The following is a 14,614-nucleotide window of genomic DNA, read 5'->3' on the forward strand; positions in this document are numbered from 1 at the left end:
AATGGCCCGCTGAAACATTTTGCCGCATGAAACCTGCCGAACCTGCCTTGGAGTCCTGAGGGGAAAACTCAGGCGCGATACCTGGCGTTACAGGAAAGCGGGACGCGTGAAAAACGCGTTCAAACAAGGTGGTACCACGGAAAGCCCATTTCGTCCTTATTTTTCAGGATGGAATGGGCTTTTTTTATTGACGAGAGCCGGTTTGGATTGATTGCCACGGAGGAGAAACGATGAAAAAACAAAGAATTGTTGTGAAAATCGGGAGCAGCTCGCTCACCAACAGTAACGGAAGTATTGATGAAGCAAAAATCAAGGAACATACGGAAGCCATTTCTTTATTAAAAGAAAACGGGCATGAAGTGATCCTCATTACCTCAGGCGCGGTGGCAGCGGGTTTTTCCGCTCTCGGCTATCCGTCGCGACCCGTTACGATAAAAGGAAAGCAGGCAGCTGCCGCAGTCGGCCAGACGCTTTTAATGCAGCAATATATGGACCATTTAAAAAGATACGGTCTGACGCCGGCACAAATTTTATTAACAAGAAATGATTTCTCAAAAAGAGAGCGGTACAGAAATGCCTATGCCACTGTAATGGAACTGTTGGAGCGCGGCGTCGTGCCGATTATTAATGAGAATGATTCCACATCAGTCGAAGAGCTGACGTTCGGTGATAACGACATGCTGTCGGCGCTTGTAAGCGGTTTGATTCATGCAGACCAATTAATGATTCTCACCGACATTAACGGGCTGTACGATGCCAATCCGAATGAAAACCCGGACGCAAAGCGGTTTGACTATCTGAATGACATCACACCTGAATTGCTCGGATATGCCGGGTCAGCAGGCTCAAAGGTCGGCACCGGAGGCATGAAGTCAAAACTTCTCGCCGCCCAGACCGCATTGTCGCTCGGGGTGAAGGTGTTTATCGGAACCGGCTCCGGACGTGAAAAACTGATGGTGATTTTAAACGGAAAAGGCGACGGCACTTATATCGGCGATAAAGATCTGTCCTCAGTGAATAATACACGGCAATGGATCATGTTTCATTCTCCGATATCAGGGGAAATCATCATTGATGGGGGAGCGGAGCAGGCGATGATCCATAACGGGTCAAGTCTACTCCCGGCCGGCGTCGCCGATGTCTGCGGCAGTTTTCCGAAAGGAGCCGTAGTGGAAGTCAGAGGGCCCGGCGGCATTATCGGCAAAGGCCAGACGCTTTACTCATCCGATGAGATTTTAGAAGCCAAAGGGAAGCGGAGCGACCAGCTTTCAGGAACGAAGCAGGTGGAAGTGATTCACAGAGATGATTGGGTGAATTTATTTGACGAGGGGGAACACAAATGAGTGAAGTATTGCAAAAAGCGGCTTTGGCAAAAGAAGCGGCTGCCGAAATGGTCATGAAAACGACGGCTGAAAAAAACGAAGCGCTCCAATGTATTGCAGACGGCCTCAGAAATGAACGGCAGCTGATTTTAACAGAGAATCAGAAAGATATTGAAGCAGGACAGAAAAGAGGATTGACACCTGACATTATTGACAGGCTGACGCTTGATGAAAAACGCCTGCTCGATATCGCGGACGCTGTGGAACTGTTAATCGGTCTTGAAGATCCCGTCGGTGAATCATTGGAGACCATTCAAAAAGAGAATGGATTATTCATTGAAAAAATCCGCGTGCCTCTCGGAGTAGTAGGCATGATCTATGAAGCCAGACCGAACGTTACCGTAGACGCGGCCACACTCTGTCTGAAAACCGGAAACGCGGTTGTGCTCAGAGGAAGTTCTTCCGCCATCCACAGCAACATAGCGCTTGTCAGTGTGATGAAGCGCGCACTTGGGCTGTCAAAGCTTCCGATTGATGCCGTTCAGCTCATAGAAGATACAAGCAAAGAAACCGCCAAACAGCTCTTTACATTAAATGACGGGCTGGATGTATTGATCCCGCGCGGCGGTAAAAATTTAATTGATCTTGTGGTCAGGGAATCAACCGTACCCGTTTTAGAAACCGGAGCGGGCAATTGCCACGTGTACATAGATGAGTCAGCAGATCCTCAAATGGCAAGCGAGGTCGTCATCAATGCCAAAACACAGCGTCCTTCGGTCTGCAATGCGATTGAATCTCTTTTGATTCATGAAAAATGGGCCGAAGAACACGGACGAAAGCTGCTGAATCAGCTGACAGAAAAAGGGGTGGAGCTCCGAGGAGATCAGGTGATATGCGGGCTGGAGCCTCAAGCGAAACAAGCAGAAGAAGCCGATTGGGGAGCGGAGTACCTGGCGCCGATTCTCAGTGTGAAAACGGTGCAGGACGTACAGGAGGCGGTCCGCCACATTCAGCAGTACGGCACAAACCATTCAGAAGCCATTCTGACGGAGAACGCCGAGCATGCGGCTTACTTCCAGACCGCCGTGGACGCCGCCGCCGTGTATCATAATGCTTCAACCCGGTTTACGGACGGTTTTGAATTCGGATACGGAGCCGAGATCGGCATCAGCACGCAAAAGCTTCACGCGAGAGGGCCGATGGGGCTTCCGGCGTTAACATCTACAAAAATCATCATCAAAGGAAACGGACAAATCCGGGTATAATCTTTTAAGCTTATCCTTCAAAAAGGGTAAGCTTTTTTTATGCGGAAAGATTGACGGCTTCTATTATATTTTGTAAAATTAAGTTGTACACAATATAATAGAGGTGAATTTACATGACAAAACCATTATTTACTGCAACCGTTTCAGCCGCAGGCGGACGTGAAGGGAAAGTCACGTCTTCTGACGGGGCGCTGAATCTTGATGTTGCCATGCCGGGAACGCCAAGAGCAAAAAAGCTCGAACAAGCTACAAACCCTGAACAGCTGTTTGCCGCAGGATATTCAGCCTGCTTTGACAGCGCTCTTCAACTCGTAGCAAGAAAAGAGCGTCTGAGTATTGAAACAGAGGTCACTGCGCATGTCAGTCTGCTGAAAGATGAAAGAGACCAAGGATATAAACTCGGCGTTACGCTTGAGGTTAAAGCTTCCGGCATTGAGAAACCGGAGCTTGAAGCCCTTATCCAAAAAGCGCACGGTGTCTGCCCGTATTCAAAAGCGACAGCGGGAAATATTGAAGTGAAGCTTCTGGCAGCAGAATAAAAATAAGGATGCCCATTCGGGGCATCCTTATTTTTTGCCGTGCAGCGTTTTCAAAACCTCATAAAGCGACTGTTTTACCTGCTTTAATTCCTCTTTTGACAGTCCCGTCTGTTCCAGCATGGCAATGGGGATATCCGCCGCTGTATTCTGCAAGGCCCGTCCTTCATCTGTGAGCCTGATCGTCACGGATCGCTCGTCTTCAGCCGACCGCTTTCTCATGATGATTCCGTGCTGCTCCATCCGTTTCAGCATCGGTGTCAGCGTTCCGGAATCCAGGTGCAAAAGCTCACCCATCCGTTTCACATTCAGTTCTTCGTGCTCCCATAATAAAAGCAGCGTCAAATACTGGGGATAAGTTACGTTGAGCTTATCAAGCAGCGGTTTGTACCGTTTCGTCATTTCCCTTGAGCTTGCGTACAGCAAAAAACAAAGCTGATTCTCCAGTTTCATATGTTCAAAATCTTTTTCTGCCATTACTTCTTTCACCAACTCTTTTTTGTTAACGTTACCCCTATTGTAGCCGAAAAACGGCCCATTTCCTATTGCAATCATGTTTAAAAATATGAGCAGGGGCAATATATACAGTAAGTACAATGAGGAGGCTGATAATAATGGCATTATTTACTTCAAAAGCGATCGCAGTCGGCGGACGAGCAGGACATATTAAATCCGAAGACGGGGTGCTGGATTTTGACATCATCATGCCGAATGCAAAAAAAGACGGAGAAACCGGCACAAACCCTGAACAGCTCTTTGCGGCAGGATATGCCGCCTGCTTCGGGGGAGCGCTTGAGCTCGCCGCCCAAAAACAAAAAATCGACATGACCTCTGAAATTGAAGGACAGGTCAGCCTTTTAAAAGATGAGAGTGACGGAGGTTACAAAATCGGCGTAACGCTCGTTATTGATACAAAAGATCTTGATAAAGAAACGGCGGAGAAGCTAGTGCACGCCGCTCACGAGTTCTGTCCGTATTCAAAAGCAACAAGAGGAAATGTAGACGTCAAACTTGAATTGAAATAAAGAAACGAACGAATATCCCGGATTTCATATCCGGGATATTTTATTAACGAAAACATCAGTAATGATCTCTTCCCTCCCGGAATAAGAATACGATATAGCACTTTTGCATAATGACACCAAGAGAAAAGAGGGAGAAATCGATGTCTCTTCCAAACATACCGAACATCACCCCCGACATTACACTCTCCAGATGTGAGACCCTGAACCTCCTTCTTTCATCCGTGGCTATGGAAGAAATCGGACTATCCCATATTCTGCAGACGGAAGCGGAAAGGATTCAAATGTTTCTCAGCGCTTCCGGCGATCCCTCCTTAGGGGAATTATCATCAATCAATAGAAGCACTGAACGGCTCCTGCGCACCGTCATGAAATCACAACTCCTTTTGCAGACGAAGCTTGAAGACATTATCTACTTACAGGATGCTGAAGCCTGTATAGAACCGGACGATCCAAGTAATCCGAGTGATCCAGGCGATCCTGATGACCCGTGGAATCCGGATGATCCAAGTAATCCGAGTGGTCCGGGTGATCCTGATGACCCGTGGAATCCGGACGACCCAAGTAATCCGAGTGATCCGGGTGATCCTGATGACCCGTGGAATCCGGACGATCCCAGTGATCCGGAAGATCCGTGTGACGACCTGTTTTACGGCCGCATTGGCTGCTGTGAGTGCGGGGATTGTGAGGAATGCGATTGGAAGAAAAAAGGCGGGGAGCGTTCATAAAAAAAGACGGGTGAAGCATATGCCGTATCCAAGCATCTCAAAAGCGAAACAGACATCTTTTGAAGCCTTGCATTGTCTCACGATGGCGCTGTTAAATATATTATCTGTGACCGTGGATAAAAGAAGGGGTTCAAATTACAAAGAAGAAATCAGGCTGTTCTCCGCATTGTGCCGCTGGCAGATGGAAACAGGCGGCCGGCTGTTTTTAATGATCAGCTTGGAAGAAGAACAGAAGCAGATGTATGAGCGGCACTTTCATGAAATGAAGACAGTGACGGAACGAACGAAAAAATTCATTTTTGAAAGCCCGCGCGAATTTCGGGCGCATCCCATTACGAAGCGGGCTGTCAGGCAGCTTCAGGAATGGGATGCAGAATCAACTGCCGAACCTGCCGTCAGATGGGTGCGGCCTGTCATCATAACGATGAACGGCACTCCTGAACGGCCTTGGTTCAATCAACAACTCCAAAATCGGGAAAGGTGAGAAAATGAGCGGAAATGCTGAATGTAAACTGACTCTTTGCATGATTGTGAAAAACGAGGAGAGATACATCTCCCGTTGTTTATCAAGTGTACAAGACATCGCTGATGAGATCGTCATCGCAGACACCGGATCACAAGATAATACAAAAGATATATGCAAAAGCTTTCAGGCAAGAGTGTTTGATTTCGAATGGGAGAATGATTTCGCAAAGGCCAGAAATTACGCCCTGCAGCATGCCGAAGGGGATTGGATTTTAGTGCTTGACGCGGATGAAGAGCTCGATCAGGAGACGGGCCGTTTTTTAACTTCGCTGCTTCATGACGGATTACCGAGCCGGGGACTTTTGAAAATCATCAATTATACGGGGAAGCAGCTCGATGAAAACGAAGCGTTTGAAAGCATGCAGCCGAGGCTGTTCCGCAATCATAAAGGCCTTCTGTATCAAGGCAGAATTCACGAGAATATCTCGGCTCCCAATGAGGAAGAAAACAATGCTTTTTTCACGCTCCCATGTGTGATTCATCACTACGGCTACTTGGAGCAGGAAGAAAAAATCAAGCAAAAACATAAACGGAATATCAGCATATTAAATGAAGAACTTTCAGAGGAAAATCCTGATCCGTGGCTAGTCTATCATTTGGCAAGTGAATGTTACAGAATAAAAGACTATGAAAAAGCATTACATCTTGTCAACGGCTCGATATTTCAATTTTTAAGTGAGAAACGAATGCCTCCGTCTCTTCTGTATTTTCTAAAATATACAATATTGCTTGAGCTCAAGCGATATGAAGAAGCCGAACAAGGGATTGAAAAAGTGCTCAAGCTTTATCCTGATTACAGCAATCTTCATTATTATAAAGGCCTTGTATTATATCATTTGGAAAAGTACAGAGCGGCAATCAAAGCATTTGAAGCCGGAACTCAGGTTGAAGGAGAAAACGCTGATCACTTCATTTTAAAAGGTGCCGGCGATTTCAGAGCTTTTTATTATATGGCGAAATGCCATGCTGCATTAAACCATGATATGACGGCCATCGCTTACGCCAAAAAATCCGTGAAATTCAATCCGCAATTTAAACCCGCGCAAGAACTTCTGTCTCAATTAAAAAAGGATCAGCGGACAAACGCCTGATCCTTTTTTTGCATGTTCCATTAAGATAATCGAATAATGTTTAAAGCTGCGCCGGCACTTCCTCCAAGCAATGTGGCCGCACCCAATAATCCGAACAGCTGGAGCTGAATGGTGCTGCCTGCTGTCAAAGTCACAATAAAGGAGTTATTGAAGTTTGCCAAAGACGCGACCGGGGCAATAATCGAACTTGCAGCCGGAGTGCCGTTGATTAAGATGCGCGAACTTACTAGCAGGCCGGCCGTTAAATTAATATGGTAGGAAATATAGTACCGTCCTGCCGGAGCAACGGTGAATACAGTATTTGCGGCATTAGCGGTAATATCCGCTGAGAGGTTTTGTTCATTCGGTAAGGAAATGGCCGTGCCGCCGTTAATAACTGCGACAACACCGCCGCCCGTATTGCTCGCATAGCCGGAAGTGGCTGTCAGACTTGTTCCGGTGCTTCCCGGAGGCCCTGTAATGCCGGTAGCCCCGGTAACACCGGTCGGTCCTGTAACGCCAGTAATTCCAGTTGATCCAGTACCGCCAGTAACCCCGGTAACTCCGGTAGGTCCTGTGGAGCCAGTAGCGCCGGTGCTTCCCGCCGCAGCTAAAAGTGTATAGTCAGCTGAGGTTTCAGGGGTTCCCGACGGGCTGTTTACGTTTGCGACATAAGAGCTGCCGTTATACAAGACAACCTGTCCGGTCGTGTAAGTAGGGGCGGTCAGCGGATTAAAAGCAACAATCCCTTGAAGACCCGCACCGGTGACCCCTGTCGGCCCGATCGGTCCGGTTGGCCCCGTCGCTCCGGCCGGGCCGATTGCTCCCGTCGGCCCCGTGGCACCAGTCGGCCCCGCCAGTGTAGGGATATTTGAGATACTGTCCAATTTTGAACCGAGAAGAAGCTCCTGTTTCATTAAGCTGTCAAGCGTATCCCGGACGCTCTCATTCAGATTAAGAATATCCGCAAGACTTGACGGGGGTCCTGTTAATCCGGGAATCGTTCCGAGCGCGTACTGGATTTTTTCCCCTTCCGCATTCAGAATATGTGCCATTCCCAGCTCTTCCATGGCAATTGACGAAAGAAGAAGGTTAATGGTATCGTCTCTGGAAAGTGTAACGACAGGGGTGATATTGGGCAAATTAGGCTGTGACACAATGTCCCTCCTTATGAGTTGGCTGAAAATCATTTTATTACGAACAAAGTTCCCCCAAATGAGCGTAAGCAGTACTGTATCATTATATTCACTGATTCTGTCCAAGTTTCTGAATGGATTCCCTTAATAAACCAATTAAGCATACAAAAATAAACCTGCAATTGAGCAGGTTATACCACTGTTTTTGATTTCATCATATATGAAGGAAATACTTTAAATATAGAGAAAATACATCGTACAGCATTCGCAAATCGGTCAAAATGACAGCGGGGCATGTGATCGTCTATAAAGCGATGGCTATATATCTTGTGCGTTTCCTGCAAAAACGCTCTTTTTCATTTCAAGTTTTCTGTATAAAAGGGCGAGAAGCATGGACGGTATCGTACAAACAATCATTCCGATAAAGGCATACCGGGGTTCAATTTCATATAAAAAACCTCCGAAAATAGTAAATACCGCAGTGCTCCAGCTGAGAGCAAGCGCTGAATATATGCCTTGGGCTTTCGGGATTTGCGCGGGTGAAATATTTTTAATTAAGTATTTCATAAATGCATAGTGTCCCATCGCGAATGAACAGGCATGCAGCGTCTGCGCAATACAGAAAATGATGACATGCGGAAAGGCAAATACGAGTATCCAGCGTACGGTAGCACCAAGCGCCGCCAGGGCGAGCAAAGAGCCTGCCGTAAATTGATGAAAGTATCGGTCAGCGATTGCAAAGAAGATAATCTCCGCGATAACGGCGATGTTGATGATGATTCCGATGGCATATGCGGGTGCATCGATTTCCTGCAAAAAGAGATAACCGTAATTGTAGTAAGATGCATGTGCCGCCTGCAGTAAGATAACGATTGCGAGCACCAGACCGAAATATTTGATGCGAAATAAGGCAAACATGCCCTCTTTTCTTGCACGGTCTGTTTCCGGCCGTTTTGAAAGAACAGCTGGCGCATGCATAAAGCTGAGGCATGCGAATATCAGGGCGCCCAAAAGCAGTGCCCATAAAATCGCTTGATCTCCGAATATACCTGTAAAGACGGACAGGATGACGCCGGCTGAAACAAAACCCGCGGACCCCCACTGCCGGCTTGTCCCATAAGCCTTTAATTCGTTATGCTGTACAAGGACGCCGCAAGCGCTGTCTAAAGCAGGCATTAAAGCCGGGTAAAACACATGCAGCACTAATGTGACAAGAAGCAGGCTTTGAAAAGAATCAGCGGGAATATAACATAAAAGTGCGAGAAGCGTCCCGATTCTGGCGCCGTTTAATAAGGCTTTGCTGCTGAATTTTCCTGATAAATAAGGGAAGAAAAATAATGTGGAAATCCCTCTTGCCGCCAGGCCCAGACTCATAATGAAACTGGCTTCGGATACGGAAACCCCTTTTATATGCACCATCCATCCCGTCCAATAGGGCAGAAAAACACCCCATGTCATAAAAAAACAAAAAAAATGCAGACTCATCCAGCGATATGCTTTCATTCCCGTTCCTCCTTTCATTGGCATGTTATCATGTAAGGACATAAAGACAATATGAGATATCTCATATTTTTGGGGTGGACGATGGAAATTTATAAAGGCGAGAAAAAGCGGCATCAGTTAAAAAAACACTCAATCGCGCATTTATTCTCTTTCCCCGCTGAAGAGTTTATGGAAGTGCGCGAATATGAGCGGGACGAATGGATTATTCAAGAGGGCAGGAGACCTGACTTCCTGTTTTACGTGATTGAAGGAAAAGCGAAAATATATGTAACCCACCAAAACGGGAAAGTCTCTTTAATTAATTTTATCAACAAAAATGATTACATCGGAGAGATGGAACTATTACATGAAGGGTATTACACAAAAGGAATTCAAGCCTCAGCGAAGACTGTTTGTTTTGCTCTGCCTATTTACCGCTGCCGCGCGCAATTGCTGCAGGATGCGAAATTCCTGCGTGAGCTGGCTAAGTTTTTAAGTGCTAAGGCAACGCTTATGGCTTCGAAATATTCACAAAGTCTGGCGTTCCCGCTTGAAAACCGGCTTGCTGATTTTATTTTGCAGACGGCTTATAAAGGGGTTTATAAAGAGAAGCACGTAACGGTCTGTGATTATTTGGGTGTATCTTACCGTCATCTCTTGCATGTGCTGACGCAATTCTGCCAAAAAGGGTATTTGCAAAAAGAGGGGCGGGGCTATCAAATGAAGCAGTATGATTCATTGTATGAACTTGCAGAAGCGCTGCAGAATAAGTAGCATGCCCAGAAAAAACAGCCACCCGCAATTTACGGATGGCTGTTTTCATTATACAAGCTGAGCTTGTTTTTTTCGTGCCTGTTTCGCGGCGTCGACCATATTTTTTAATGCCGCAACGGTTTCTTCCTGCTGTCTTGTTTTCAGTCCGCAGTCCGGGTTTACCCAGAAGCGGTCAGTCGGACACACTTCAAGCGCGTCATCAATAATTTGATAGATTTCTTCAGTTGCCGGCACACGCGGGCTGTGAATGTCGTATACACCGAGTCCGAGGCCTTTCACGTAAGGATGTTCTTTCAGGTACTCTAAAAATCCTCCGTGGCTTCTGCTGTGTTCGATTGTAATGACATCCGCGTCAAGATCATTGATCGTATCTACGATATCTTCAAAGTTGCTGTAACACATATGCGTATGAATCTGCGTCTCGTTTCGCACAGAAGATGTCGTTAACCGGAATGCTTCTGCGGCCCAAGTTAAATATTCATCCCAATCCTGCGTTTTTAACGGCAGACCTTCGCGGAGCGCGGGTTCATCCACTTGGATAATCTGAATACCGGCATCTTCAAGCGCTTTTACTTCTTTTCTGAGGGCAAGCCCGATCTGGAAGGCGATTTCTTTTCTTGAAATATCCACACGCGGGAATGACCAGTTTAAGATGGTGACAGGTCCCGTCAGCATGCCTTTCATGTGTTTTTCCGTCAGCGATTGGGCGTAGACCGTATCTTTTACCGTCATCGGTTCGATAAATTCGACATCTCCGAAAATGACAGGCGGACGTACGCAGCGTGAACCGTAAGACTGCACCCATGCATATTTCGTAAAGGCGAATCCGGCCAGTTTTTCACCGAAGTATTCGACCATATCCGTCCGCTCAAATTCTCCGTGAACGAGCACGTCTAAGCCGATTTCTTCCTGAATGTCAACCCAGCGCTTCGTTTCCGCATTAATAAAGGCTTGGTACTGTTCATCCGTCCAATCTTTTTTCCGCCATTTTTGCCGTGCGCTCCGCACCTCGGCAGATTGAGGGAAGCTTCCGATTGTCGTCGTCGGCAGAAGAGGAAGACCGAGTGATTCATTCTGCAGCGCCAATCGTTCTTCAAAGCTTGCCGGACGGGAGAAGTCTTTTTCCGTCAGCTGATTCAGCTCTTCTTTTTGAGCTGAGTTCGCTCCTGTTGCGAATGCTTTTAAAGCCTTAAGTGCCGCTTTTGATTCTTCGATCTGCTCACTGACGGCCGCTTTGCCGGACAGAAGCCCTTCTTTTAAGACGCCGAGTTCCGCCAGTTTTTCTTTAGCGTATGACAGGCCGTTCAGCAAATCCTTTTCAAGATGCTCGTCAGGGTGTTTCGCCACCGGCACGTGCAGAAGGCTGCTTGAAGGCTGAATCCATAACTCCTCAACATCAGCGTGGCTGAGGATATCCAAAGCCGCATCAAGGCGTTCTTCAACATCAATTTTCCAAATGTTCCGGCCGTCGACCACACCGGCTGCCAGCACTTTATCTTTCGGGAAGCCGTGCTTTTTCAATTGCTCAAGGTTTCTGCCTTTATCATGCACGAAATCAAGTCCGATTCCCTGTACAGGATAAGAAACGAGTTCTTCATATGCATCAACCGAATCAAAGTATGTCTGCAGGAGGACATTCAGCCCTGAGAGCTCTTTTGTGATCGCTTCATAGAGGTCTTTGGCGGCGCGGACGTCTTCAGAAGAAGCTGTCACAAGGGCAGGCTCATCAATCTGAACCCATTTGACGCCTTCTGCTTCAAGTTCTTTCAGCAGCTGCACATAAAGAGGAACAAGGCGTTTTTGAATCGCTTTCGCTTCTGATTCTTCGTATCCTTTCGCAAGCGTGACGAATGTATACGGACCGACGATGACAGGTTTCGTTTCCGCTCCGAATTCTTCTTTGATCCGGCGGTAGTCATCAAGCTGTTTATTTCTCGTCAGACGGAATTCAATGCTTTCGTCATATTCAGGAACGATGTAATGGTAGTTGGTATTGAACCATTTCGTCATTTCACTGGAAACGGCGTCTTTTACACCGCGGGCAATCGCGAAATATGTATCAACGGTATCCGTGATGCTGCGGAATCTCTCCGGAATCCAGTTAAAGCTGACGGCGGTATCAAGCACATGGTCATAATGGGTGAAATCAGAGACCGGCACGATATCGATATGTTGGTCAAGCTGGGTTTTGACAGCTGATAAGAATAAGCCGTCAAGCTCTTTAAGAAACGTTTCTTTATCAGTGTTTCCTTTCCAATAAGCCTCAAGTGCTTTTTTCCATTCTCTGTTCAAGCCGATTCTCGGAAAACCGAGGTTCGAAGTTTTGATTGTTGTCATTAAGTCTCCTCCTTTAAGTGAGATGTAACAAAAAAGCCTCTTTCTCATGAGAGAAAGAGGCTTTAACTTCAAAATGCAAGCCTCTCTTATCTCTCAGATCACGTCTGATGGAATTAGCACCGTGCCTTATGAGACAATTGTCTCGGCGCAAAAATCACGCGCCCCATTTCACAATGGAATTACGGTCGGTTGCTGTTGGGGTCAAAAGGCCAATCCCTCGCCCAACTCTCGATAAGAGAAAGTATTTCAATTTTTTTGAAAAGTTACATCATTTGTTGGTTATCTTATCAGCTTATTCAGATCACTGTCAATAGAAAATCTCACAATTTAAAAATTGGTGATGTGACAAACTGATCAATCATTATACGAGAAAAATATCAGAAAGACAGCAGCTGCGCCTGTTCGGCTCTTTCCATCAGCACTTCAGGCGCGTCTAAATACAGAAATCCGTTCCCGGCCAATGTTTTGGCGATGTCCAAAGGAAGGGTCCGCCGCACGAGCTGGGCGTAGACTTCAGCCTCAGAAAGCGTCCGCTGAAACGCGTCCTGTTCAAGCCCTTTTATTAAGGCAAGCGCTCCGCTCACATGCGGGGCGGCCATTGAAGTGCCCGTCAGCTTCCCGTATTTATGGTTGGGAAGGGTGGAGAGAATATTTTCTCCCGGAGCCACCAGGTCAATCTCTTTATTGGCGTTTGAAAATTCAGACGATTTACGGGCGATTGAGACTGATCCGACTGCGATTACTTCGTTGTAAGCGGCCGGATATGACAGTTCCTCTGTACGCTCGTCTCCGTCGCCTTCGTTTCCTGCCGCGCAAACGACCAGAACACCGCTGTTTACCGCATTTGTGACGGCTTCTTTCAATTCAGGCACATCGTTCGGCCCGCCGAGTGACATGGAAATAATGTCCGCCTTTTGTTCAACGGCGTAGTTGATGCCGTTAATGATCCATTCGTATTTGCCGCTGCCGTTTTGACCGCCGAGAACTTTAACGATTAAAAGGCTTGCTTCCGGCGCGACACCCGAAATTCCGCCGTTTGAATCATTGGCGGCAATCGTTCCGGAAACGTGTGTCCCGTGTCCGTTGTAATCGGAAATCACGTCTTCTTTGCCTGCGTCATCATCGGTGAAGTTTTTCCCGCCGACAATCCGGTCTTTCAAATCAGGATGATTGATGTCGCAGCCTGTGTCAAGCACCGCGATTTTAATATCCTTGCCTTTAAACCCTTTTGCCCACAACTCTGGCGCCTTAATCACTTTAATCCCCTCAGGAAGCTCGTTCACATCCATGATCTGTTCATCCGTGACATAAGGAATCAAATGCATTTCACCATTCATAAAAAAGCCCTCCTTTTTTATGCTTGCGAGTGGATACAAGGGTGTTGCTACTATTTTATGGCAGAGCATGCCGGCCGGAAAGAGTCATTTGAAGCATTTTCATAAAAAAGGCGTAATCTATCGTACTAAAAAATTTCAAATAAATGGATAGTTTAACAGCTTTCATTTTCATTCATGACCCGCTGACGCTATAATTGGAAATGGGAAAGGAGAAGAGATATGAAGATAAGTGAAGCATTATACAGCTATTTTTCAGAACAAGTGGATCAAATTGCGAAAGAGTGGATCGAAACGATGGAAGATTCGGATCCTAATTCGATTTATTCTTTGACAAATCCCGTCATCACAGAAGAACTGACGGAGCAGGATAAAGAATTTTACCGGCATATTAATAAAATGTATATCATGCCGGAAAAAGAATTTTTAGAAGAGTTCGAGCGGTGGGTGATTGAGCTTGCGAAAGACCAGAAGCATCTGGATACTCCCGTCCAGTATGTGGTCCGTGAATTCATGAGAAACCGGAGACTATACATCAGTTATTATGATGCGTTTGCCGATAAACATGAATCTTCGTTTGCTCAGGGAGAAAGGAAGAAATGGGAGAATTTAATTGCACAAGTATTTGATTTTACGATTTACACGTTTGTCGATCATGCTGAGCATAACTCAAAAATGCAGCTGAATGCGCAAAGAGAAATGATTTTGGAGTTAAGCTCGCCGGTTATCACGCTGAGCAAACGGACGGCGCTGCTGCCGCTTGTCGGCGATATTGACACGGAGCGCGCCAAATTCATTCTTGAAAATACGCTGAGCACATGTGCAAAACGGCTGATTGAACATCTGTTAATTGACCTGTCGGGTGTAGTGGTTGTCGATACGATGGTGGCGCATCAGATTTTTAAATTAATTGAGGCGCTGAAATTGATCGGCGTCACGTCCACTTTATCCGGAATCAGGCCGGAAATCGCTCAAACCGCCGTACAGCTCGGCATTAATTTCTCAGATATTACGGTCAAGTCCAATCTCGCTCAGGCTCTCAATTATCATCAATAACATACATAACAAAACAGGCTGCCGAAT

General features: G+C 46.5%; 14 protein-coding genes, 1 riboswitch and 1 other annotated feature (1 of these 16 only partly in view). Of the genes, 9 read left to right on the top strand and 5 right to left on the bottom strand.

What is annotated here, in order from left to right; genetic code table 11:
- Positions 1-161: a binding site (T-box leader), on the top strand (it extends 52 nt beyond the left edge of the window).
- 69 nt (positions 162-230) lie between these two features.
- From proB to ACWJJX_RS02200, 3 genes are all read left to right on the top strand, one after another.
- On the top strand, positions 231-1,343 hold the full coding sequence (gene proB, locus ACWJJX_RS02190) for a glutamate 5-kinase (protein WP_173612686.1): 1,113 nt from the start codon (positions 231-233) through the stop codon (positions 1,341-1,343).
- The gene (gene proA, locus ACWJJX_RS02195; protein WP_454022693.1) at positions 1,340-2,587 is read left to right on the top strand and encodes a glutamate-5-semialdehyde dehydrogenase; all 1,248 of its coding nucleotides are present in this window, start codon (positions 1,340-1,342) and stop codon (positions 2,585-2,587) included. The genes proB and proA overlap by 4 nt, the downstream gene beginning before the upstream one ends.
- 113 nt (positions 2,588-2,700) lie before the next feature.
- Positions 2,701-3,126 (top strand): organic hydroperoxide resistance protein, encoded by a 426-nt coding sequence (locus ACWJJX_RS02200; RefSeq protein WP_070081698.1) that lies wholly within the window; start codon positions 2,701-2,703, stop codon positions 3,124-3,126.
- Between the two features lie 27 nt (positions 3,127-3,153).
- Here ACWJJX_RS02200 and ACWJJX_RS02205 read toward each other — a convergent pair whose 3' ends face one another.
- Positions 3,154-3,600 carry a MarR family winged helix-turn-helix transcriptional regulator gene (locus ACWJJX_RS02205; protein ID WP_070081699.1) on the bottom strand — a complete coding sequence of 149 codons (447 nt, stop codon included), beginning with the start codon at positions 3,598-3,600 and terminating at the stop codon, positions 3,154-3,156.
- Positions 3,601-3,737: 137 nt separating this feature from the next.
- Between ACWJJX_RS02205 and ACWJJX_RS02210 the strand changes: the two genes are divergently transcribed.
- The 4 genes from ACWJJX_RS02210 to ACWJJX_RS02225 all read left to right on the top strand — a co-directional run bounded on the left by ACWJJX_RS02210 (position 3,738) and on the right by ACWJJX_RS02225 (position 6,489).
- The gene (locus ACWJJX_RS02210; RefSeq protein WP_454022694.1) at positions 3,738-4,148 is read left to right on the top strand and encodes an organic hydroperoxide resistance protein; all 411 of its coding nucleotides are present in this window, start codon (positions 3,738-3,740) and stop codon (positions 4,146-4,148) included.
- A gap of 140 nt (positions 4,149-4,288) precedes the next feature.
- The gene (locus ACWJJX_RS02215) at positions 4,289-4,873 is read left to right on the top strand and encodes a hypothetical protein (RefSeq protein ID WP_217365424.1); all 585 of its coding nucleotides are present in this window, start codon (positions 4,289-4,291) and stop codon (positions 4,871-4,873) included.
- Positions 4,874-4,892: 19 nt separating this feature from the next.
- Complete coding sequence (locus ACWJJX_RS02220; RefSeq protein WP_077722112.1) at positions 4,893-5,357, top strand: hypothetical protein; 465 nt, start codon at positions 4,893-4,895, stop codon at positions 5,355-5,357.
- A gap of 4 nt (positions 5,358-5,361) precedes the next feature.
- Positions 5,362-6,489, top strand: coding sequence for a glycosyltransferase (locus ACWJJX_RS02225; protein WP_071391940.1), 1,128 nt, complete (start codon positions 5,362-5,364; stop codon positions 6,487-6,489).
- A gap of 20 nt (positions 6,490-6,509) precedes the next feature.
- Here ACWJJX_RS02225 and ACWJJX_RS02230 read toward each other — a convergent pair whose 3' ends face one another.
- Both ACWJJX_RS02230 and ACWJJX_RS02235 read right to left on the bottom strand, forming a co-directional pair.
- Entirely contained in the window at positions 6,510-7,625 is a 1,116-nt protein-coding gene (locus ACWJJX_RS02230) for a BclA C-terminal domain-containing protein (RefSeq protein WP_077722114.1), read from the bottom strand.
- 297 nt (positions 7,626-7,922) lie between these two features.
- Complete coding sequence (locus tag ACWJJX_RS02235) at positions 7,923-9,107, bottom strand: MFS transporter (RefSeq protein WP_182068807.1); 1,185 nt, start codon at positions 9,105-9,107, stop codon at positions 7,923-7,925.
- An 81-nt stretch (positions 9,108-9,188) separates the two neighbouring features.
- Here ACWJJX_RS02235 and yeiL point away from each other — a divergent pair, with 81 nt between their 5' ends.
- Complete coding sequence (gene yeiL / locus ACWJJX_RS02240) at positions 9,189-9,860, top strand: transcriptional regulator YeiL (protein WP_094247004.1); 672 nt, start codon at positions 9,189-9,191, stop codon at positions 9,858-9,860.
- Positions 9,861-9,908: 48 nt separating this feature from the next.
- Here the strand turns inward: yeiL and metE are convergent, their stop codons facing one another.
- Complete coding sequence (gene metE, locus ACWJJX_RS02245; protein ID WP_454022695.1) at positions 9,909-12,197, bottom strand: 5-methyltetrahydropteroyltriglutamate--homocysteine S-methyltransferase; 2,289 nt, start codon at positions 12,195-12,197, stop codon at positions 9,909-9,911.
- Between the two features lie 83 nt (positions 12,198-12,280).
- A riboswitch (SAM riboswitch) is annotated at positions 12,281-12,435 on the bottom strand.
- 139 nt (positions 12,436-12,574) lie between these two features.
- The gene (locus ACWJJX_RS02250) at positions 12,575-13,534 is read right to left on the bottom strand and encodes a S8 family peptidase (protein WP_232213435.1); all 960 of its coding nucleotides are present in this window, start codon (positions 13,532-13,534) and stop codon (positions 12,575-12,577) included.
- 219 nt (positions 13,535-13,753) lie between these two features.
- Here ACWJJX_RS02250 and ACWJJX_RS02255 point away from each other — a divergent pair, with 219 nt between their 5' ends.
- On the top strand, positions 13,754-14,587 hold the full coding sequence (locus ACWJJX_RS02255) for an STAS domain-containing protein (protein WP_146276620.1): 834 nt from the start codon (positions 13,754-13,756) through the stop codon (positions 14,585-14,587).
- Positions 14,588-14,614 lie beyond the last annotated feature (27 nt).

The sequence above is a fragment of the Bacillus sp. YH3-2-B2 genome (assembly GCF_053663335.1).